Origin of the sequence: Ulvibacter antarcticus (assembly GCF_003688405.1) — a bacterium.
GTDB classification, from domain to species: Bacteria; Bacteroidota; Bacteroidia; order Flavobacteriales; family Flavobacteriaceae; genus Ulvibacter; species Ulvibacter antarcticus.
Window position 1 is genome coordinate 128,589 of the sequence record NZ_REFC01000016.1, and the last position, 22,545, is coordinate 151,133.

The 22,545-nt window shown below is 37.9% G+C and carries 16 protein-coding genes and 1 tRNA gene; 5 read left to right on the forward strand and 12 right to left on the reverse strand.

The window, feature by feature from the left end; genetic code table 11:
- Window positions 1–352: 352 nt before the first annotated feature.
- The 5 genes from BXY75_RS16285 to yaaA form a co-directional block, all read right to left on the reverse strand.
- Window positions 353–4,411: an HYR domain-containing protein gene (locus BXY75_RS16285; RefSeq protein ID WP_121908835.1), complete on the reverse strand. Its 4,059-nt coding sequence runs from the start codon at window positions 4,409–4,411 to the stop codon at window positions 353–355.
- 304 nt (window positions 4,412–4,715) lie between these two features.
- The gene (locus BXY75_RS16290) at window positions 4,716–8,075 is read right to left on the reverse strand and encodes a VCBS repeat-containing protein (protein ID WP_121908836.1); all 3,360 of its coding nucleotides are present in this window, start codon (window positions 8,073–8,075) and stop codon (window positions 4,716–4,718) included.
- A 14-nt stretch (window positions 8,076–8,089) separates the two neighbouring features.
- The gene (locus BXY75_RS16295) at window positions 8,090–9,421 is read right to left on the reverse strand and encodes an HTTM domain-containing protein (protein ID WP_121908837.1); all 1,332 of its coding nucleotides are present in this window, start codon (window positions 9,419–9,421) and stop codon (window positions 8,090–8,092) included.
- A gap of 56 nt (window positions 9,422–9,477) precedes the next feature.
- Window positions 9,478–10,137, reverse strand: a complete 660-nt coding sequence (locus BXY75_RS16300; protein WP_121908838.1) for a uracil-DNA glycosylase family protein — start codon at window positions 10,135–10,137, stop codon at window positions 9,478–9,480.
- Window positions 10,137–10,898 (reverse strand): peroxide stress protein YaaA, encoded by a 762-nt coding sequence (yaaA, locus tag BXY75_RS16305; protein WP_121908839.1) that lies wholly within the window; start codon window positions 10,896–10,898, stop codon window positions 10,137–10,139. The genes BXY75_RS16300 and yaaA overlap by 1 nt, the downstream gene beginning before the upstream one ends.
- A gap of 185 nt (window positions 10,899–11,083) precedes the next feature.
- Between yaaA and BXY75_RS16310 the strand changes: the two genes are divergently transcribed.
- Window positions 11,084–12,847: a T9SS type A sorting domain-containing protein gene (locus BXY75_RS16310; protein ID WP_121908840.1), complete on the forward strand. Its 1,764-nt coding sequence runs from the start codon at window positions 11,084–11,086 to the stop codon at window positions 12,845–12,847.
- 134 nt (window positions 12,848–12,981) lie between these two features.
- Here the strand turns inward: BXY75_RS16310 and BXY75_RS16315 are convergent, their stop codons facing one another.
- A complete protein-coding gene (locus BXY75_RS16315) occupies window positions 12,982–14,031 on the reverse strand; it encodes an RluA family pseudouridine synthase (protein ID WP_121908841.1) in 1,050 nt (349 codons plus the stop codon).
- Window positions 14,018–14,626, reverse strand: coding sequence for a PASTA domain-containing protein (locus BXY75_RS16320; protein ID WP_121908842.1), 609 nt, complete (start codon window positions 14,624–14,626; stop codon window positions 14,018–14,020). The genes BXY75_RS16315 and BXY75_RS16320 overlap by 14 nt, the downstream gene beginning before the upstream one ends.
- Before the next feature lie 279 nt (window positions 14,627–14,905).
- Here BXY75_RS16320 and BXY75_RS16325 point away from each other — a divergent pair, with 279 nt between their 5' ends.
- Both BXY75_RS16325 and coaD read left to right on the forward strand, forming a co-directional pair.
- Window positions 14,906–15,895 carry a D-alanine--D-alanine ligase gene (locus tag BXY75_RS16325; RefSeq protein ID WP_121908843.1) on the forward strand — a complete coding sequence of 330 codons (990 nt, stop codon included), beginning with the start codon at window positions 14,906–14,908 and terminating at the stop codon, window positions 15,893–15,895.
- Between the two features lie 141 nt (window positions 15,896–16,036).
- Complete coding sequence (gene coaD / locus BXY75_RS16330; protein ID WP_121908844.1) at window positions 16,037–16,492, forward strand: pantetheine-phosphate adenylyltransferase; 456 nt, start codon at window positions 16,037–16,039, stop codon at window positions 16,490–16,492.
- 20 nt (window positions 16,493–16,512) lie between these two features.
- On the opposite strand, the gene BXY75_RS16335 is transcribed toward coaD, so the two are convergent.
- The 4 genes from BXY75_RS16335 to proS form a co-directional block, all read right to left on the reverse strand.
- Complete coding sequence (locus BXY75_RS16335) at window positions 16,513–17,493, reverse strand: IS110 family RNA-guided transposase (RefSeq protein ID WP_121908845.1); 981 nt, start codon at window positions 17,491–17,493, stop codon at window positions 16,513–16,515.
- Between the two features lie 291 nt (window positions 17,494–17,784).
- Window positions 17,785–18,036: a 30S ribosomal protein S20 gene (rpsT, locus tag BXY75_RS16340; protein ID WP_121908846.1), complete on the reverse strand. Its 252-nt coding sequence runs from the start codon at window positions 18,034–18,036 to the stop codon at window positions 17,785–17,787.
- A gap of 28 nt (window positions 18,037–18,064) precedes the next feature.
- Window positions 18,065–18,136: transfer RNA gene (locus BXY75_RS16345), tRNA-Glu, on the reverse strand.
- A gap of 116 nt (window positions 18,137–18,252) precedes the next feature.
- On the reverse strand, window positions 18,253–19,728 hold the full coding sequence (proS, locus tag BXY75_RS16350) for a proline--tRNA ligase (RefSeq protein ID WP_121908847.1): 1,476 nt from the start codon (window positions 19,726–19,728) through the stop codon (window positions 18,253–18,255).
- Window positions 19,729–19,828: 100 nt separating this feature from the next.
- Here proS and BXY75_RS16355 point away from each other — a divergent pair, with 100 nt between their 5' ends.
- Entirely contained in the window at window positions 19,829–20,797 is a 969-nt protein-coding gene (locus BXY75_RS16355; RefSeq protein WP_121908848.1) for a hypothetical protein, read from the forward strand.
- 31 nt (window positions 20,798–20,828) lie between these two features.
- Entirely contained in the window at window positions 20,829–22,364 is a 1,536-nt protein-coding gene (locus BXY75_RS16360) for an OmpP1/FadL family transporter (RefSeq protein ID WP_121908849.1), read from the forward strand.
- 74 nt (window positions 22,365–22,438) lie between these two features.
- On the opposite strand, the gene BXY75_RS17400 is transcribed toward BXY75_RS16360, so the two are convergent.
- On the reverse strand, window positions 22,439–22,545 hold a 107-nt coding region (locus BXY75_RS17400; RefSeq protein ID WP_147437206.1), incomplete at its 5' end, for a T9SS type B sorting domain-containing protein.

Consider the following 22,545-nt stretch of genomic DNA (forward strand, 5'->3'; position numbering starts at 1 on the left):
CTACCTGGTTAATGAAATATTTCAGAAGATACTATAATTAACTAAACGACCCCGCACTACAAGTGCAGGGGTTTAGATGCGCAATAAAATTGCTAAAAATATCCTTCCCCTCCCGAAGCGTCGGGACTTCCTTCGAAGGAAGGGGGTTGATTTGAGCTAAATTTTAATGTCTCCCTTAGAAGGGTCCCGACGCTTCGGGATAGAGGGATGTTTTATACAGTTAAATTTTTTCGTATTACTAAAGTTCTGCAATTAAATTGCAGGGTTTTAAACCCTAATTTGAGACCAATAAAAAAGCCCTTCCACGTGTGGAAGGGCTTTCTCTATTGATTGGTTAAAATCAGTGAATGGATTACTCTTTAATCAAACGTTTTACAGCGCTTGATTTATCACTAATAAGTTGAACCATATAAACTCCAGTTGCAAGTTCAGATACATCGATCACTTTTTCACCTTGCATATTGCTAAGGTTGTATTGAGAGATCATTTTTCCGTTAAGGTCATATATCGCAGCCTTTTCAAGTTGGATATTTGAGTTATTAGAAATTGTAACCTGATTAACAGCAGGGTTTGGATACATTGTAATTGCGATATCCAGTTCGTTATCATTTACTCCAAGTACGCTTTCAACAGTAAGAGTGAAAGTACAAGTACCAACATTTCCATACTCATCTTCAGCAGTAATTGTTATAGGATAAACTCCATCAGGAACTAATGTTCCAGCTGCAGGATCCTGAGACGTAATTGTAAGAGGATCTGTACAGTTATCAACAGCAGTTGCCTCACCAGTTGCTAGGTAATCTGGAATCTCATAGAATAAGTTTCCAACACCAGGATCAACAGTTTGATCTGCAGGACATGTTACTACCGGTGCCAAAGCATCGATTACAGTCACTGTAGACGTACAAGAAGCAATATTACCACTAGCATCACTAGCGAATACTGTAATAACTATAGGAGTTCCTATATCATCACAAGAAACTTCAGTAACATCAACCGCAAGGATTGTGATACCACAAGCATCGAATGATAATGGACCACCAGGGATCTCTACAAATGTAGCAGAACCATCAGAGTTAGTAAGCAACTGAGTCCAGTTAGCAGGATCGAATTGACCTGTGAAACCTGGCATAAAGTTACTAATCACTGTAGTACATGCTCCAAATACTCCATCATTAGAGTGTGATCGGAAACCAAATACATCACCAGTAAGTAAAGCAACTGTAGTACTACCATTTTGGTTTGTAGCTCCAGCAGGATCTGTTAGTTCAGTGAAAACTCCGTTCAATAAATATCCAAAGCTATCGAATGCAGGTCCATCAGCAGTACTGTAATCCCAGTCGAATGAAATAGTTTCATCGGCTGTTACGGGAACAGTAAGATCAGTTTCACCTGGAGCTCCAGATTGGTTGTCACTACTAATAGTAATTACATTATAAGAACTTGGCATAACAGCTAATAAAGCCATAGGATCTACAATTGCAGTTCCATCTGGTCCTAGCTCGATAGTTGTATCCATACAAACTAAGATAGGAGCTGTTTCGTCTATTACGTTGATTGTAGCAGTACACATTGAAACGTTTCCGCTTGCATCTGTAACTGTTACTTCAACAGTACTCTCACCAAGATCTGAACAATCTACCATTAACTCAGTACCAATACCAGCACCGGCAGTATAGATTACGTTACCTTCAAATACACGTGGAGCGAAAATAGTTCCAGAAAAAGCTTCATCAGCAGCAGAACCTTCTAACACTTCTATGTTAGCATCTGCACCAGCAATTGCTCCAACAGCGGTACCATTATGGTAGTTAAACCCACCTCCAATTGGAGATACGAAAAATGCATGTGTATCACCTGCAGGAATTGTATGACCTAATGTTAAATTAAGTGGTGTAACAACACCATCACCATTAGATACAATACCAACTGCGGTATCAAGTAAAGTCCAAGCAGACGCATCGGCTTCAAAACCAACGTGAGTTCCAGTCTTGAACCAAACATTAACGTCGAACGTAAGTCCAACATCACCATGTACATCGAAAGAATCTACAGTAACTTCATTTAATGCATTTACATCAAACATATTTCCGAAGTTACCATTACCACCTGGAATAGGAAGTTCAAGAACTGTAGGCACAGGAGTTGTTCCTACTGTTACAGTATAAGCACAAGCTTCGTCAATACTTAATAAAAGATCAGCAGCATTTACTGTTGCCATTCCATTAGCATCAAGAATAACATCAAATGGAGAAGCAGATACATCATGACTATAAACTAGTCCCCATCCGTTGATAGTTCCAGTGTCTCCACCAGCATTATCAGAAACGTTAAGAGTCCAGTCACCTAAAGTACTTTCACCGTCGAAAGCAGATAAAGCTTCTTGTCCAATATATGGACCCGTAGCAGCTGGAGGACCAGCATCACATGCATCTTCGATTGGATCTGTAGCTTCATCATCAATTGTTACCAAAAGATTATCTGAACTACATCCAAAAGCAGTAGCAGGAACACCCATTTGATCAATAAGAACTACAACTGTTCCAGTAGGAGAAGTTAAAGTTACTTTTAAATCTCCAACCCATGAGTGAGCAATATCAAGATCTACATCAAGATCTACTATATCAAAATCGTCAGTTACTGACATTATTGTATTAATTCCAGCAGGATCTGCATCCGGAATTGCAAGTGCTGGTGTAGCAGTAGTTGTATCAACAACTGTTGCTGGCTCACCATTACAAGTAATTACTGGTGCTAAGTTATCTTCAACTGTTACAGTAGCTGCACAAGTAGAAGAATTTCCATTAGCATCGGTAGTCTTTAAGTAAACAGTGTTTGCTCCAACCATAGAACAGTCGAAAGTACCACCAAAGGCATCAGGAACAATATCATATGTTAAAGCTCCATTGAATACACGTGGGCTAAAAACACCTCCAGAAAATGGTGTATTACCTCCAGCCCCTAGAGACATTGAAAGATCTGCATTCGAATAGTTTTGGTTTGTTCCATCACCATTTGTATATCTATGTGAGTGAGTCCCATCCATTACAATTGCCATTGCATAGGTTGTTCCAGCCAATAAAGTAACTGGACCACCTAAAGTAGCAGTAGAAGGTATGTCAGTTCCAGCTGTAGTTCCAGCTCCTGTAGCAAGTGCTGCACCCCAAGGCGCAGGAGAACCTGTATTTCCAACATAAGTACCTGGGAACGCATATACATCAATTGTAAATGGATCTCCGGCTGCGGTTGTAGTATTTACGTCAATAGCAGTAAGATCAATATTGCTTGATCCAACAGTTACATCAAAATAAACGGCACCTCCAGTAGCTCCTCCATTAGTTCCAACGAAAATAGTTGGAAGACTTCCTGATCCAGCAGGACCTGAAGTACCAAACTCATATGTTACAATCCCACAGTTGTCTGTAGAACCACCATCGATTTCAGTAGGAGCCATCACATACATTCCGGCTGCATCTAATTCAACAGTGATATTCTGACATACATTAATAGGATTTTCGTTATCAGTAACCGTTACTGTAAACTGACAAGTAACAGTATTACCATCACTATCTGTTGCAGAGTATTCTATAGTTGTAACTCCAGTTGGCAATGTACTTCCACTAGGAGGTCCCATTGTTTGAGTCGTAGGAATTGGACCATCTTCAACATCAATTGCCAAAGCGTCTGTCCAGTTAGCAACACCAGAACATAATCCACCAGTAGTGTCGATCATGATGTCTGCAGGACAAGAAATAGCCGGAGCATTTCCAATTACGGTTGTAACTCTAACATTATCAAATCCGAATCCTTCATCGGTTACAGAGGTATCAGAACCAAAGAAAACTCTTAAGGTTACAGAAGCCTGTCCAGCTGTACCATCCAAAAGATGCTCAGCTTCTAACCAGCCACCACTACCATTGGTAGTAGAGTTTCTTCCAGTCCAAGCGTGAACAGTTCCACCAGCACCACCTAATACCGTATCATCGGTATACCAGTTGTTAGGATCACCAAAAGACCCTACACGAGTCCAAGTTGTACCGCCATCAGTAGATGCTTGTAAATTAGCACCATCCCAAGAAAATTCAGAATTCCACCAAACATCCATCTTGATAGTTGGGTCAGCTCCTAAAGCTGAAAAGTCAAATACAGGGCTAGTTACGTAAGAATCAGCACTTGTATTATAGTTTGTTGCTAAACCTGTAACCCAAGCATTTGTTCCTTCTGAAGCACTATTTATAATAGCATTCGTAGGAGCACCAAGTGCCCAATTACTATTGGTTCCCGAAGCAACCCAGCCACCGGCTCCAGCTTCGAAACCCTCCTGATATGGGAAGGTCGAAATTTGAGCTTGCATTGCGCCCGTTAAAAGAAAGACTATACTTAGTACAATCCCTAAAGTAAATTTTTTCATATTCCTATAAATTTAAGTTGATTAAATATAATTTAATTGTTAAAAATAACATAAAATTTCTATACAACAAAAGAATAGAGGAAATTAACTATGGCTTTTTAAGATATATACAGATTGAGAAAACCTGTATAAATTCACCCCATCATGCTTATAATTCACAATACATTGATTATTAATTAATTAAACTCGAATAAAAGGGTGTGTATTTAGAAAAAACAAAAACAAACTTAATAAAACACTTATTATTGTATTTCACAATTGTAGACCATGAGTCTGTTCTTAAAATCACATAATAATCTTTATTCTAAAATTGAAAAAACTGTAATATATCGTTATTGTTTACTACGGCAATATGTGGTGCATTTCTGATGGTTATAAAATGAAGTTCTTTGCTGTCTTTAGGTGTGAAAAATCCTGTTTTCTGAAATGTAAGTGGCACAAAACCGCCATTGCCATTTCCTTTTAATATTAATCCGTTACCTGCATCATTTCTAGGGGTTTCCACTTCCGAAGCAAATAAATTACCACTTAAAACAGCATCCAATTTTCCGTCATTATCCATATCGCGAACTAAAATGGAATTAACTGAAGACAACTGTGCCATTCTAGGTAAGTCTATGATTTCCCATCCATTTTTACCATTATTTCTTATAAAAACACTCGCAAACGATTTTGCCTCGAGATGCAAAGCGCTTTTCAACTTTTCCTCGTCAAAAATATCTTCCAAACTGGCTTTCGCAAATTCATCGTAAGTACCAAACTTCTCCTTAATAAAAGGCATTTGTTCAGACGAACATTGTCTACCGCGCAAAGGAACAGCCTTCCCATCTTCTTTGTAGCTCAATACGATATCCCCTGTATTATTATCATCAAAATCATCGTAATAGATATCGAAAGTATTGTCGGGACTGGCTTGATACTTATAATTTTGCCCCAGATTACCCGCGATATAATCTTCATCACCATCATTATCGAAATCACCTGCTGCAATACTATACCACCATCCGTTAGTGTTATTTAAACCAATGGCTTCGGAAACATTCACCAAACCACTTTCATTGTTTTTAAATACTGTAATTGGCATCCATTCTCCCGCTATCATCAAATCTTTTCTACCATCTTTATCATAATCGGTCCAGATCGCCGATGTCACTAAGCCAGGTTCCAATAGTCCCGGAGCCACTTTCGAAGTAACATCCACAAAAACTCCCGAATCATTCCGAAGCAAATAGCTACGTGGCGCTTTCGGGTATTGTCCGGGAATTACCCGTCCTCCTACGAAAATGTCTAAATCTCCATCGCCATCGAAATCTTCAACCGCAACGCAACCCCCACTGGTTAACATTCTGGGCAGTTCTTTTATGGCCTTTTGAAAATCACCTTTACCATTGTTTAGGTATAAGCGATCTTGTAATTGTCGGGCTTCGGCTTCAAATTCATTCCCACCACTCACCAGATACAAATCCTGGTCCCCATCATTATCGGCATCAAAAAATACGGCAGCTACATCTTCACAACCGGAGTCTCTACTAAAGTTAATTGTATTAGTTTCAGCAAAAGTTCCATCCAAATTCTGTTGATAAATTTTCCCTCCGACTCCTTTCGCTCCCCCAATATAAAAATCATCGAGACCATCACCGTTTACATCGGCAACTGCCATCCCGGGTCCCATCATAGACAATTTATGAGGCAGCAGACTTTCTTTTTCAAAATCGTTATACTCATTTTCCACATGCTTAAAATCGAGTGCAATCTTATCAGTGTCTTCAGTCATCAATTTTTTAGTCTCAATCTTATACAAACTAGCTATTGGCGCTGATTCGCCTTCTTTAAAATCAATTAATAGTTCTCTGTCAACCTCTAAATTAGTAAGCACTTTGCGGCTGCCATCCGGCCATTCCACCCATAACGAATCTATCTTGGAGCTTTTTCCCAGTCCAAAATGTAATTTGTCTTCCATAGAAGATAAATAGCCATGATTTAAATAATGTTCCTTCATTTGAAAATCATCTCCACTTTTAACAGTAACACGTGCTCCTAGCGCCGATCGATTCTGCTGAGAACCATTAAGTTTTACTTTTAGATAATGATCGGACTTTTGTTTTTCACCGTTATTCTTATAAATAAATGCGGGGCTATCAATATTCGAAACTATAAGATCCAAATCTCCATCGTTATCGAGATCTGCATAGGCAGCACCTGTTGAAAAAGATGGCTCATCTAAGCCCCACATTTCTGTGGTTTTAGCAAAAGAAATATCACCTTCATTTTTAAAACTGTAATTCTTTAGTTTGGTTGCTGGCATTTCATCCAGAATCTTTTTCATCAACTCCAACTGTTTCTCAGGATTCTTCTCCATTTCCTTCAACCAGATCTTCTTCTTTTTCACAAAGTCATTGTTTCTTGCTTCTTTCCGAAGTCCATTTGTTACAAAAAGATCTTTTAGACCATCATTGTCGAAATCGGCCCAAAGAGGAGCCCAGCTCCAATCTGTATTTGCGACACCAGCCAATTTTGAAACTTCACTAAAAGTGCCATTCCCATTGTTCATTTGCAAGGTATTCATCATATACTGGTAATGAAAACCATGATTCACAGCATTGTAAAAACGCTCCGGATTCATTCCTGACATATTCGTTTTAATACGGTAGTTATCTTCGGCAACCATGTCGACTACCATTAGATCCAGAAAACCGTCATTGTTGAAATCGGCCATGTCGGAGCCCATGGAGAAATTCGAAATATGACGTGTTGCCTCTTTTGCTTTTTCTGAAAAGCTACCGTCACCATTATTAAAATACAAATAATCACGTTCCAGATAATCGTTACACACATAGAGATCTGGCCAGCCATCGTTGTTAATATCTCCAACCGAAACGCTTAATCCAAATCCTATACTATTACCAATAATACCTGCCTCTTCACTAACATCCACAAATTTTCCATTGTCATTTCTATACAAACGGTCTCCGGCATCTTCATTTCTTTCTGAAACCATGGTGTTAAAATCCAAATTCTGCTCTGGAGTAATGGGATGATTAAGCATAAACATATCGAGATCTCCATCCTTATCGTAGTCGAAGAATGATGCTTGCGTTGAATAACCAGTATCGGCCAAGCCATATTCTGAAGCTTTTTCAGTAAAAGTGAGATCTCCGTTATTTATAAAAAGTTCATTTTTCCTGAAGTTGGGCGTCGAATTTCCCGAGTAACTCAGATATATATCTAGAAATCCATCGTTGTTAATGTCTACCATAGTGCATCCGGTAGACCAGGCTCTTTTTCCACCGATACCGGCAGCTCTTCCAATCTCCTCAAATTTGAAATCGCCCTTATTTAAATACAGATGATTAGGTCCATAATTGGCGTTGAAGAATATATCAGCGAGCCCATCATTATTGATGTCACCTACAGAAACTCCAGCCCCATTATGAAGGTACTGATACGTTAAAATGTTCATTTCGGGCGTTTCCGGAACTGTATTTATAAAATTAACACCAGATGCTTCCGGAGAAATTGATGTAAACAACGGCCCTGAAAATTCTTCCTCAGCTGTTTGATTTTTATCGCAACTCTGTAAAACTAACAATGAAATTGCACAAACTAAAAATCGTGCTCTCAAAGTCAAAAATGAGATGAAACTGTATTTCAATTTCTTTTTCATATTTATAAATTTTATTAGTGTTCTTTTAAAGCTTGTATCGATTTTGAGAGCTCCAAAGAACTAGTTCCCACTTTCAACAAATTGAGTTCATTATCAAAAATTATTTGTGGTTTTCTACCGTTAAATCGGACTTCGACATCACTCTTTACCAATACTTCGCCCATCCCTTTATTCTCTTTGGTATGTATTTTTAAAAACTCCGCAAACTGTATGATGGCTGATGGGTCGTAAGCAATTAAATTAATTTGATCCTGATTAAGTCCGTACTGATTCATACCAACCGGATAAATTACCTTCTTCTTTACATCCCATACTTTAAATTCCATTTTCTCCAAACTTCTATGCTGTATTTTCATGCGCCATGCAAAGCGTTGACCAATTCCCGTCCAATCTGTATTTCCTTTGAATAGAAAATGTCGTATAGGTAGCAGCAATTGAATTAAAAAATACGCACTTAAAACGATAAGCATTGGAGATTTTAAACTCCCTAAATCGGAAGATTGCTGAACACTAGTTTTTTTCCCTTCAAACTTTCTTCTTACAAAATTCGCCACCCTCTCAGGGTCTAAAAACAGGATTAGAGAAAGCATCATAAAATAAGGGAAAATATTAATATCTTCAAAAAGCCAGGCGTTTAAAACATTAAAGAGTAATGCAGCTAAAACGGCTATTGTTCTTGTCTTCGGTATAAATAACAATATTGGAACAACTAAGTCAAAAACGAGTCCGCCATAGGTGAAGAAATAAATTGAAAAATCTGAAGTAAGCGCATCTCCTAGAAATCTTGTCTTAGCAGTATTATTTAGGATCGATCTTACGGGCTCATTATTCACCAGCCAGTCGTGATTTAACTTTGCTATGCCGCCAAAAAAATAGACAATTGCCAATTGTATTCTTAACACTAAAAGATGCCAATACAGTGGGGGTTTTGAAGCTTTTTCTTTACTCTTTTTAAAGGACAACCTACTATCTGCAGGAATAAATATCATTAAAAACGAAAGAAGACAAATAAGGTATAAGTGATTATTATAATACGCTTTGTCGAGTAGAAAAATATATGTAAATCCAACAAAAAAAATAATCATAGCCTGTTTGTAGTACCTTCCAATTATTATAAAGAAGCATGCTACCAATAAGACAACAATTAGCAGATCCAAAATAGGTTCGGGAAGTGGCTTTAAAAACGGTAAAAAAGAATAGGTAAACTGTAGCTGTGGTTGTACTAAAAATACCTTTACAAAATCCAATCTCAAAAAGTAAATCAACTCCCAAATCATTATCAGTCCAAAGCCTATTCTAAAAATTGCTAAGGATGTCCCATTAATTTGTTGAGTGAGCTTTCTCATAAATTTACTTCAATTATTTTGCAATATAATTGATTTAAACAAGACTGATATATATTTTAGAAAAATGGACGGTATTGCTCCATTCTGAAATCAATCGTAGTAAGCTCCGGATTGTTAGTCTTCATATCCTTGTATTTTTGCAAGCTACCAACTGCCCTATTTGCTGCTCCTGAAGGTGCTGTTAGTGATACTGTTTTTATTATTCTTAATGACTTCGGAAGGGCAAATTCATGAATTCGAGGTACCTCCTTCGAAATAACTCGAAGAGCAATATTATACTCCTTTAAATGTCTTCGGAAGAAATACTCGGGGCCATTTTTACTATTTCCACCCGTAAATAATAAAGTATCCACCTTGGGATGATTCTGAAGCACCTCGACAAGATCCCGCAATTCAATTTCCTGCATCCCAAGATCTGAAGCATCCACTTTGTCCCTTTTTGCAGAGGCTACAATATCACAAATTCCAATTTTCCTGGTGGTAAGAAACTGCTTCCGTTGTAGTATCGCTTCAGCCGTAGTTTCAAATTTAAGTTTCAAATCAAACAATCTATCTAAAATTGGCCATAACTGTCCGTCCCGACTTCCGTAGCAAAAATTAACATCACCTTCTTTTAGATCACCTTCGGTAAATCTGGGAGGAGGCAATGTGCCAACAATGAGTTTGGTGGCATTATCAAAAAGAAATGGTGGGTATGGATGTGTATGAATAAACATTAACGCACAAAAACAGGCTCGTTTTCATTTTCGGTGTACTGCTCACTAAAAGCATAACCGTCGTAGTTGAATCCTTTTACATCATCTAGACTATTTGCATTGGTGTCGACACAATAGCGCGCCATACTACCACGTGCTTTCTTCGCGAAGAAAGAAATGATCTTAAGTTTCCCGTTTTTGAGGTCCTTGAAAACCGGAGAGATAACCGGAACCTTCAACAACTTAGGATCGACAACTTTAAAATATTCAATGCTAGCAAGATTTAAGAATAATTCATCATCATTCATTTCGTCATTCAGTGCTTCGGTAACAGTTTTCCCCCAAAAGTGATAAAGATTTTTCTTACGGTTTACTTTAAGGTCTGTACCCATTTCCAATCGATATGGCTGCATGAGATCCAATGGTCTCAAAACCCCAAACATGCCAGATAGAATTCGCACTGTATTTTGCAAGGAATCTATTTTGTTCTCAGGAATGGTATAAGCTTCGAGGCCAAGATACACATCACCTGCGAAGGCATAAACCGCCGGTCTTGCATTAGTTTTATTAAAGGGAAGAGAGAATTCCTTATATCGTTGATAATTCAATTCTGCCAATTTATCGCTAATATGCATTAGCTCGCGAATCGCTTTCTTCGACTTCTTTTCAAGCTTATTATTGAGCATTTCAGCTTGCTCTAAAAATCTAGGTTGAGTGCCACGGCTTGTAGGCAACTTAGTTGTATAGTCTAAGGTTTTTGCCGGCGAAAGGACTAATTTCATAGTAATATTCTTTTCCTCAAAAATAACAAGAATTATGGGTTAGAACAACCAACACTCATATAATAAACCAATAGTAAAATAAGCTTCTTCATTGACAAGCCCCTCCTACAAAGATTAACACGCTCAGCGTATTTGTTTCAGAAAAAAATAAGTAGATTTAACTCTCTAACAAAAAACTTCACACTATGCAAAGATCAATACGTCTACATTTTATAGCAATTTTACTAATATCGCTAACAGTTTCTGCTCAAAACAATACTGCTAAAAAAGCATCACTTGCTCCAGATGGAACGATAATGGTAGAAAACATAATTCTTCCGGAGGAACTATCAAATTTAAACCCTTTACAACAACCTATCACGGAACTTTTTAGTTTCAGCAGACCAGCAAATCCTCAAATAAAGAATTCAAGAGGAGTAACACTTGCCGATTTGGATATTGATGGATTCGACGAGATTATTTTTGGGATCGACACCGAGCTTTATGCGCTAAAAGGTGACGGCTCTATATTATGGCAAAAAACGGTTTTAGGCCCAATACTTCTTCCTCCTACAGTAGTTGATATGGATAATGATGGCGATATGGAAGTAATTGTAAATACCGGATATCCAACCACAGTAGGACGAATCTACGCCTTAGACCATGTAGGTAACGATCTTCCGGGATGGCCATTGAACTTTAATGATAAATGGATGATCAACGCCCCGGCTGTTTCCGATCTAGATGATAATGGAACGTTGGATATCATTACTTGCGAACGTACCGGAAGTACCGAAGGATATGTACACGCCCTCAACTTAGACGGAACGCCAATTAATGCCAATTGGCCTGTGCAATTTAACGCCACCCCTGCCTTTACTCCATCTATAGGTGATATAGACAATGATGGAAATAAAGATGTGGTAATAGCCACTTCTTCCACTGGAATGTACGCCTACGATAGTAATGGAACTCTTCTAACAGGTTTTCCAGTGGTCGATTCAAATGTAAAATATTCGTACCAATCACCCATTTTAGTAGACCTCGATAATGACGATACCTTGGAAATCGTTGGTAGCAATCATGGTGATGCAGCAGGTTTTTATGTAATGGAACACGACGCAACTTATAGAGCAGGTTGGCCAATTGCAACTGCCGGATGGACCTATTCACCTGCCACTGTAGCAGATGTAGATAACAATGGAACTTACGAATTGTTTTTGGCAGACAGGAACACTAGCGGAAACGGTGATCCACTGGATGTGATATACGGACTTGCACCAGATGGCTCAAATCTACCTGATTTTCCTATCAACAAATACGGTGGAAATGAAGGCGTAATAAGTATCGCAGATATAAATAATGATGGTGTGATGGATATTATCTTCGGAAGTGTAATTACCGACGCAAGCGATGTTGGGTACTTACATGCGTATTCCTTAGATGGAAGCGGTGAAATCGCCGGATTCCCTTTACGCCCTGACGGATTTACATTTCTAAATGGTGCTGTAGTAGGCGATATTGATGGCGACGGGATGATGGACCTAACGGTTAATTCTTATACCCTAACCTTTGGAACAGGAACCGACATGGCTTTTGTTACTTCCTATAATTTAGATGTTCCTTACGACGCATCGAAAATATTGAGAAATGGTTATAAAGGAAGTAATTTTAGAGATGGATTGGTTACAGAACCGGTTGCAGGTGTTAATGAATTTAACGCTGGAATTAAAGTGACTATTAATCCAAATCCTTCAGATGGAAATCTAACACTCTCACTGCCATTAAATCTAAATGATGCAACTTTAAAAGTTTATAGTGTTGATGGAAAGGAAGTTTTTTCCGAAGCTACCAACATAGTTGAAAATGAAACACTCCAATACAATTTGACATCGCTTAAAAGCGGAATTTACTTTGTCCACATCTCAAGTGGGAATAAGAATTATACTGCTAAATGGATAAGAGAGTAGTCAAAAATTGACTTTTTATCTTAAATTGGTAATAAAAATACTCGACTTGTCAGGTCGAGCGCAGTCGAGACCCACTCAATATCTTGTAACTTTAAGTTCTCGACTGCGCTTGAACAGACATAGAACAAAATACTTTATTCTATAACATGTCTGGAATACGTACGCCATTTTTCAAGACATGCCTGCATATCATCTGGAATAGGGGCTTCAAAACGAAGCATTTCTCCACTTACAGGATGTTTAAATCCAAGAGTTCTTGCATGTAATGCTTGACGAGGCAGCGCTTTGAAACAGTTCTCAACAAACTGCTTGTATTTACTAAATGTAGTACCCTTTAAAATTCGCTCCCCTCCGTAACGTTCATCATTAAAAAGTGTATGTCCAATATATTTCATATGGACACGAATTTGATGAGTTCGGCCAGTTTCTAATCTACAAGAAACTAAGGTCACATAGGTAAGTCGTTCCAACACCTTATAATGAGTGACTGCCGGTTTCCCTTTCTCATCGGCATCATCGCCTTCAAAAACAGTATTCTGCAATCTATTTTTTGGATGTCGGCCAATATTTCCTTCAATAGTACCTTCGTCCTCCTCCATATTTCCCCATGCAATCGCGACATATTCCCGTTCGGTCGTTTTTTTAAAAAATTGACGCGACAATTTTGTCATAGCAATTTCAGTCTTGGCGACTACCAGTAATCCGCTGGTATCTTTATCGATTCGATGCACAAGTCCTGGGCGATTACTACTATTATTAGGAAGATTATCGAAATGAAAAGTAAGCGCATTTATTAGAGTACCACTGTAGTTTCCGTGTCCGGGATGCACCACCATACCAGCCTCCTTATTTACCACCAGTACATCATCATCTTCATATACAATATTGATAGGGATATCTTCTGGTTTTAGCAAATACTCATAGGGAGGATGTTCAAAAAGCACAGTAATAATGTCGTTGGGCTTCACCTTATAATTGGATTTGACCGCAACATCATTGACAAAAATATTTCCGTCTTTTGCTGATTTCTGAATTTTATTCCGTGTAGCATTTTCTACCTTATTCATAAGGTACTTATCAATGCGAAGCGGCTGTTGCCCCTTGTCTGCTACAAATCTGAAATGTTCGTATAAATCGTCGTTGCCCTGATCCTCTTCAGGGACTTCGTAATTAGTTTCCTCCATCTTCCTCTATTTCTTCTATGTTTTCTTCGGAAGCCTCATTAACGCGATTTTGAGATCCATCACCAACGATAAGATCAATTTCTGAAGTCTTCGGAATTTCAGTACCCGGCTCTAGCTTACTTCCTTTATAACGAAGTTCTAATACATGGTCACTAATATGAGGGCGTGTGCTTACTTTCCCTATTTTAAAGCCCATCGCTAATAAGGTAGGCTGCGCTTGACGTCCGGTTTTCCCTAAAACGTTAGGCACTTTTATTTTTCGGTAATCTGAAGGATTTAAAGTAAGGTAGATCTTTCGATTTTCCTTTACAAACTTCCCTGCCTTCGGAATTTGCTCAATAACCGAATATTTTGGATAATCCGGATTGTAATTCGCAGAATCGAGAATTTCATAACGCAGGTCTAATTCTTCCAATTGCTCTTCTACTTTATCTAAAGACATAGTAGCTAGATTAGGCACCTCAATTTTCTGACTGTGATTGGTTGTAGATCGCAACCACCAAAGAATTAAAAAGGAAAGAACGACAAGGGCTAGAACTGCAAATAGCAGTTGCTTTAAAAAAGCCTTCGTAAATAAATATCGAAAAAATGTCATAGATGATTAATTGAAGCGCAAAAATATAAAACCTGAAGCAGATTAAGTTAAAAAAAGAAACAACAAATGCCGAAATACGCTTTTCGACCTTCAAGTTTCTTAATTATTTATCATATCGGACGAATCTAACATGTAAATAAAATGTTCTCACTAGTACAATTATCATTTGAAGTATCATTAATTTCAACTAATTTCGTGTTACTAGCGTTTATGGCTAAAGGATCTTAATTTAACCATATATTACAGCTTAAGTGTTAACGATCTATTTTTGCTTTTGTTATGACTAAAAAAAATGTTGCCGTCGTTATGGGTGGTTATTCCAGTGAATTTGAAATTTCACTTAAAAGTGGCGCTGTGGTATGCGAATCGCTCGACACCGAAAAATATAATATCTATCCAATACATATATTAAAGAAGGGTTGGTATTTTATTTCAGAATCTGGAGATAAACATTCAGTTAGTAAAGAGAACTTTAGTTTCAAGAATGGAGATATTACCATTGTGCCCGATGTTATATTTAATACGGTGCACGGAACTCCAGGTGAAGACGGATTGCTTCAGTCGTATTGGGATCTAATTGGGATGCCTCATACCACCACCGGATTTTATCAGGCGGCATTAAGCTTTAATAAACGTGATTGTCTTTCTGTATTAAAGAACTTCGGAATAAAATGCGCCAATTCTTACTACATCAATAAAGGAAGCGAAATTCCTTCCGAAGAAATTGTAAAAAAAGTAGGACTTCCGTGTTTTGTGAAACCAAATCGTGCTGGATCCAGTTTCGGAGTGAGCAAAGTAAATACGCTCGACCAGTTGCTTCCCGCAATAGACAAAGCATTTAAAGAAGACCATGAAGTGATTATTGAAACAGCGCTGGTTGGTCCAGAAGTTTCGGTAGGTGTGTATACCAACCAAGGAAAATTGGTAGTTTTTTCTCCAACCGAAATAGTTTCAGAAAATGACTTCTTCGATTACGAAGCCAAATATTTGGGTAAATCACAAGAAATAACACCAGCCCGTATTTCCGAAGAAGAAACGATAAAAGTTCAAAATGAAGCCAAGCACGTTTACAGTATTTTAAACATGGCTGGAGTTACGCGAAGTGAATTTATTTTACAGAACGGCGAACCGTATTTTATAGAAACCAATACTACTCCTGGATTATCGAAAGAAAGTATCATTCCAAAACAAGCAAGAGAAGCAGGTATGACACTCACTCAATTCTTCGGAATTTTAATAGAAGAAGCCTTATCGAGAACGATAAAATAGCTTTCAAAACCATTTATCACATCCGTCATTAAAATATACTGTAACTTAGAGAATTGAAATAGATGTGAAATGCTGGAAGCTGGGAGTTGGAGCTGGGAGTTTCATGATTGATTAAATAAAAATTACAGTGAAAATTATATTATGAAAAAAATTGCTGTCTTTCCGGGTTCGTTCGATCCTATTACAATAGGACATATTGACGTATTGAAAAGAGCATTGCCGCTTTTTGATGAGATAATCGTTGCAATTGGAGTGAACGCAGATAAGAAGTATATGTTTTCACTCGAAGATCGTAAACGATTTATAGAAGCATCCTTTGCAAATGATAACAAGATTCAAGTTAAAACTTACAAAGGTCTCACGGCCAAATTTTGTCTAAAGGAAAAAGCCCAATTTATTTTAAGAGGACTTAGAAATACTTCCGATTTCAATTATGAACAGCCCATCGCACAAACCAATGCATTAATGACTGGAGTAGAAAGTATTTTTATAATGTGTTCGCCTGAGGTGAGTAATATTTCCTCTTCTATAGTTCGGGATGTCCTAAGAAATGAAGGTGATGCTAGCAAATTGGTGCCTGAAGTTGTTTTAAAATAATAGAGAGAACGAAATCCACCTCAATTTAAATTTGTCACGGTTAAACTCGATGAGAATCCAGCCTGATAAGGTCGCCCAGACTTCACAATAGCAAAAGCCTGTTTTACCAATTTGTTCGAAACAGCTATCATAGCGAGTTTTTTACTTTTTCCTTGATCGACCAACCGATCATAGAGTTCCTTGCATGCTTCATTAGACTGACTTGCCGTAAAAGCGCACAGAAACAGTAAAGTTCGCAATTTCTTGTTTCCAATCTTGCTTATCCGACTTCTCCCCCTTACACTGCTTCCCGATTGTCGAATCGTTGGCGTGATACCTATATAACTACATAGCTTAGCAGCGGAATCGAATTTTGAGAAGCCATCTGTTACTACGATCAGACTTAAAGCGGTTTGTATTCCAATACCCGGAATCGAAAACAACAGGGAAAACTGTTCGCCATAATATCGGAGCACAATCTGCATCAACTTTTTATCCATCATTGCGATCTCTTTATTAAGATGTTTTAAATCTCGTCTTAGTGATCTAAACACAAATTTTGATGGAATGCCGAGCACCTCTTCCCCGTGGATCTTATTTTTAGCAGCGGTGCGATTTTTAAGATAATGATCACGAAGGCTGAACAATTGCATTGCCTCTTGCCTAAATGACGAAGGTGCAGTAAAAAGCGGTACTTCATATAACTGTCCATATTCACAAATGGCCTTGGCGTCGCTTTTATCAGTTTTTATTTTTGCAAGTTTCATTTGCATAAAACGTTTCACTGAAAGCGGATTTACCACAGAGGTCGGAATTCCTTTTCTGTACAGAAACTGTGATAAACGAGCGTGATATAAACCTGTCGCTTCCATAACTACTAGACTGTCTTTAGACACATCTTTTCGAAAGGCAGCAAAACCTTCATCATTATTTGCAAATTGTCTATGCGGTATGGTTTCCCCTACCACATCAAAGACATCTTTGCTAATGTCCACCCCAATTATTTCACTGAATGAGCTCATGAGGACGTTTTCTGAAGGTTCAGTTAATCTCAATTTTATGCGATGCCAAGACCACCTAAAGAGAGAGGATTAACGCTGTTGTCGAAGTCTAAAGCTTCATCGTATAACCTAATCTTGTTTCTCTCTTTTTATTCTGAAATTAATACATTAAGGTACGAATTATTTCAATTCATTCTGAGAAAATGACAGACTTATTATATGAGGCAAGTGAGGTTTAAAAATAATTTTAAAGCACAAAAAAACTCCTTCAGTTTCCTGAAAGAGTTTATAATAAGATATAAGAATATAGATCTATAAAGCTGCTACGTGCTTAGCCATATTCGATTTTAGGTTGGAAGCCTTATTATCATGGATAATATTCTTCTTCGCTAATCTATCGATCATGGACACAACTTCCGGAAACATTTTTTCAGCCTCTGCCTTAGTTGTAAGCTCTTTGAATTTCTTCATAGCATTACGAGCAGTCTTATGCTGGTAACGGTTGCGTAAACGCTTTGTTTCGCTGTTTCTAATTCTCTTTAATGCTGACTTATGATTCGCCATTTTGCTTTTCTTTAATTCTTATCTTTTGTAGTCCGTAGGGGAATCGAACCCCTGTTACCAGGATGAAAACCTGGCGTCCTAACCCCTAGACGAACGGACCATTGTTTATTTTAAACCATATTGACAATTAATTACAATAATTTATGTCTTTCAGGCGGGTGCAAAAATACAACTATTTTTAACTGTTGCAAATCCTTTCAAACTTTTTTTAAAAAATTAATAAGCTTTTGCAAATAACACCCTATAAGACGAAGGTTTTCCAGTCACCATACAGCTTCCTTCCTCTTGCTTAACATCAATTGGAATGCAACGTATGGTTGCTTTCGTTTCATTTTTTATACGCTCTTCAGTCTCGGTAGTGCCATCCCAATGGGCTGATACAAAACCGCCTTTGGTATCGATTATTTCTTTAAACTCATCGTAACTGGACACCTCAGTTGTATGTTCAGATCGATAGTTTAGCGCTCTATTGTATAAATTATCTTGGATTTCATCCATCAAAGCGACAATTTTATCCACGACAACACCCTTATCCATCACTTCCTTTTGAAGTGTATCCCGTCTGGCAACTTCAAAAGTACCTTTCTCAAGATCTTTAGGTCCTATTGCAATTCGAACCGGCACACCTTTCAATTCGTACTCATTAAATTTCCAACCCGGTTTTTGTGTATCGCGGTCATCGAATTTCACTCTAAGTCCTTTGGCTCTTAATTCTTTCTGAAGTTCCCTTGCAACAACACTTACTTCTTCCAGCTGCTCTTCTCCTCTGTAAATAGGGACAATTACAACTTGATCCGGAGCTAATTTTGGAGGTAATACCAATCCATTATCATCACTATGTGTCATAACCAACGCACCCATTAAACGCGTTGAAACACCCCAGGATGTGGCCCAAACATATTCTTGTTTTCCTTCTTTTGTTGCGTATTTTACATCAAAGGCTTTAGCGAAATTTTGCCCTAAAAAGTGGGAAGTTCCTGCCTGCAATGCTTTTCCATCCTGCATTAAAGCTTCAATGCAATAGGTTTCCAAAGCGCCAGCGAATCGTTCACTTTCGGTCTTTGTTCCTTTAATCACCGGTACAGCCATATAGTTTTCAACAAACTCGGCATAAACATTCATCATTTGTTCCGCTTCTGCAATAGCTTCCTTTTTTGTAGCATGAGCAGTATGACCTTCCTGCCATAGAAACTCGGTGGTACGTAAAAAAAGACGCGTTCGCATTTCCCAACGCACTACATTCGCCCATTGATTTATTAATAATGGAAGATCACGATACGATTGTATCCATTTGCGATAAGTGTCCCAGATAATAGTTTCGGAAGTTGGTCTTACGATAAGCTCTTCTTCCAACTTCGCATCTGGATCTACAATAATCCCACTTCCATCTTCAGCATTTTTAAGTCGATAATGCGTAACAACAGCACATTCTTTTGCAAATCCATCTACGTGACTTGCCTCTTTACTAAAATATGATTTAGGGATAAAAATTGGAAAGTAAGCATTTTGATGTCCCGTTTCTTTAAACATACGGTCCAATTCGGCCTGCATTTTTTCCCAAATAGCATACCCATAAGGTTTAATTACCATACAACCTCTAACTCCCGAGTTTTCAGCAAGATCAGCCTGTATGACCAATTCGTTATACCATTTTGAATAATCTTCCCCTCTGGTCGTTAAATTCTTTGCCATGCCCTTAGTTTGGCACAAATATTGCACCTTTTTATTTAATTAGTAGATCTCGGCAAAACTACTTATTTTTATAATGTCCAACAATTAAAAAACTGCTATTATGCATACCTCTATCATACATCTAAAAAAAGCCATTCCATTTATATTTTCAGGAGTGGTCGTGCTTTTACTTAGTGCTTGTGGCGCTCATAACAATGGGTATAGCGACACCGACGGTATTTATTCTTCGGAAAACGCTGTTACTTCCGAAAACACTTCCGAAGAAACAGACAAAGCCAACTATTATAAACAATATTTTAAGTCAAAATCTGGTGAATATGACGCACTTGATACTGAAGACGCGATATTTACCGACGTTGAAGCTTACTCTTCTACAGATACGCTAGATGAAGACGGCTATATTGTAACAGAAGACGCTGAATATTCAGAAGAAAATGGTGCATGGGGAACAAATCCTGAAGGTACAACAATCAATATTTATAATACAGGTGGCTATGGTTATGGTTACTGGCACAATCCTTACCGATATAGTGGTTGGGGCTATGGATACAATTGGGGTTATCCTAATTGGGGTATAAGTTATGGTTGGGGTTACCCTTACTATGGAGGTTATTATTGCTCTCCGTTTTATGGAGGATACTACAATCCTTATTACGGAAACTATGGTTACGGATATGGCTATGGATATGGTTATGGCGGTAATCATTATGCATACAACAACAGAGGACGCAGCAATACAAATCTTTATAATGGTCGTTACACAGCAAGAAACCGATCGAATGTTGCTTCAAACAGAAGAAGTTCATATTCCAGAGCTGAAAATACAAGACGTACTAATAGTAATACAGTGCGATCTAACACTACTAGAAGCGAAGGATACAATAGTACAACTCCAAGAACGACGCGTTCTACGACAACAAGAACGCCACGAACTACACGTCAAACAACAACAAGAACACCTCAAACTACACGGTCAAGTTCAACGAGATCTACTACTAGATCTTCATCCACTTCACGTAGTAGTGGAACTACAAGAAGTAGTGGAGGAAAACGAGGAGGACGCAACTAATCTGCTTAGAGGTTCTTATTAATACAATTCTATGAAAAAGAAAATATTCTTTATCATGGCTGTTACAGTCATGAGCTTTTCGAATGCACAGAACATTTCTGACGGACTCAGATATTCATTAGACGATTCTTACGGAAGTGCCCGGTATAATGCACTAAGTGGCGCCTTTGGATCTTTGGGCGGGGATTTATCTGCCATGAGTATTAATCCGGCAGGGAGCGCTATATTTTTAAACACTTCGGCTTCAATTTCTGTTTCAGCAAACGATTTCGAGAATAGCACCTCCTATTTTAACACAAATACAAAAGGCATTATCACAGATGTGAACCTGAATCAGGCGGGTGCCGTTTTCGTATTCAACAATCCTTCAGAAACTTCAAAATTAAAAAAATTCAGTTTAGGAATTAACTATCAATCTTCCAGAAATTATGATGATGAGCTTTATATTTTTGGAGACTCCAATGCTTCAGTAGATCAATTTTTTCTTGCGCAAGCACAGGGTATTCCTTTAGATCTTCTTCAATTACAAAGCGGTGAATCTGTTTCAGATTTATATGCGTTTTTAGGAGAAAACGAAGGAGTATTTGCTCAAAATGCCTTTCTAGGTTATCAAGGTTTTATTATCGACCCGCTCGATCCTAATGACCCATCCAATACCGATTATGTTTCTACAATTGCCCCAGGGACATTTCATCAGGAATATGCCTATATCACTGAAGGTGCCAACAATAAATTTACAATCAATTTCGCTACGCAGTTATCTTCTAATTTTTTCCTCGGAATTAATTTGAATTCACACTCCATAGATTACAGACAAAGTAGCTTTTTGTTTGAAGCTAATAACAATATCGGAAGCAGTGTAGATCAAATCGGATTCGAAAACAACCTTACTGTGGATGGAGTTGGCTTTTCAGCACAAATAGGCGCGATAGCAAAGCTTACTGAAAACTTCAGATTAGGCCTTTCACTAGATACACCTACTTGGTACGAGATTTCCGAAGAAACATCCCAACGACTTGAAACCAGAGTAATTGATGATGGTAATTCTAGTTTCGTCGATGTGGACCCAAGAGTTATCAATATCTATGAAAATTATCAAATCACTACTCCAGGAAAAGTTACTGCCAGTGCGTCTTATATCTTCGGAACACAAGGCTTAATTAGCTTCGATTATTCCTACAAGGATTATAGCGCTATAAATTTTGAAACTGGATACAACAGTTTCACGGATAGTTCTTATTTTAATGACTTAAACGATGCAATTGAAAACTCTTTAAATGGAGTTTCAACTTTCCGACTAGGTGGAGAGTATCGTATTAATAACTTGAGTTTAAGAGGAGGACTACGATACGAAGAAAGTCCTTATCAAAATGAGATTACTGTGGGTGATCTTAGCGGGTTTTCTTTAGGTATGGGGTATAACTTCGGAAACTATAACTTCGACATCTCCTATGCGCGAGCAGAACAAGATAGAAAACAGCGCTTATATGATATAGGTTTAACAAATGAAGCATCTATCAATACAATTACCACGAATATTGCTTTATCAGTTGGATTTAAGTTTTAATAGACACTTTTAAACTCACATAAAAAACTCCCGTCGATAAACGGGAGTTTTTTATGTGAGTTAAAATAAAGTACTTACCTTTTCAGGGTAAAGTGACCTTTAAATTCTTTTTGTACTTCTTGTTCTGTATATTCAACCACAAACCAATAATCACTCGAGGGTAATGGATTGCCATTGTAAG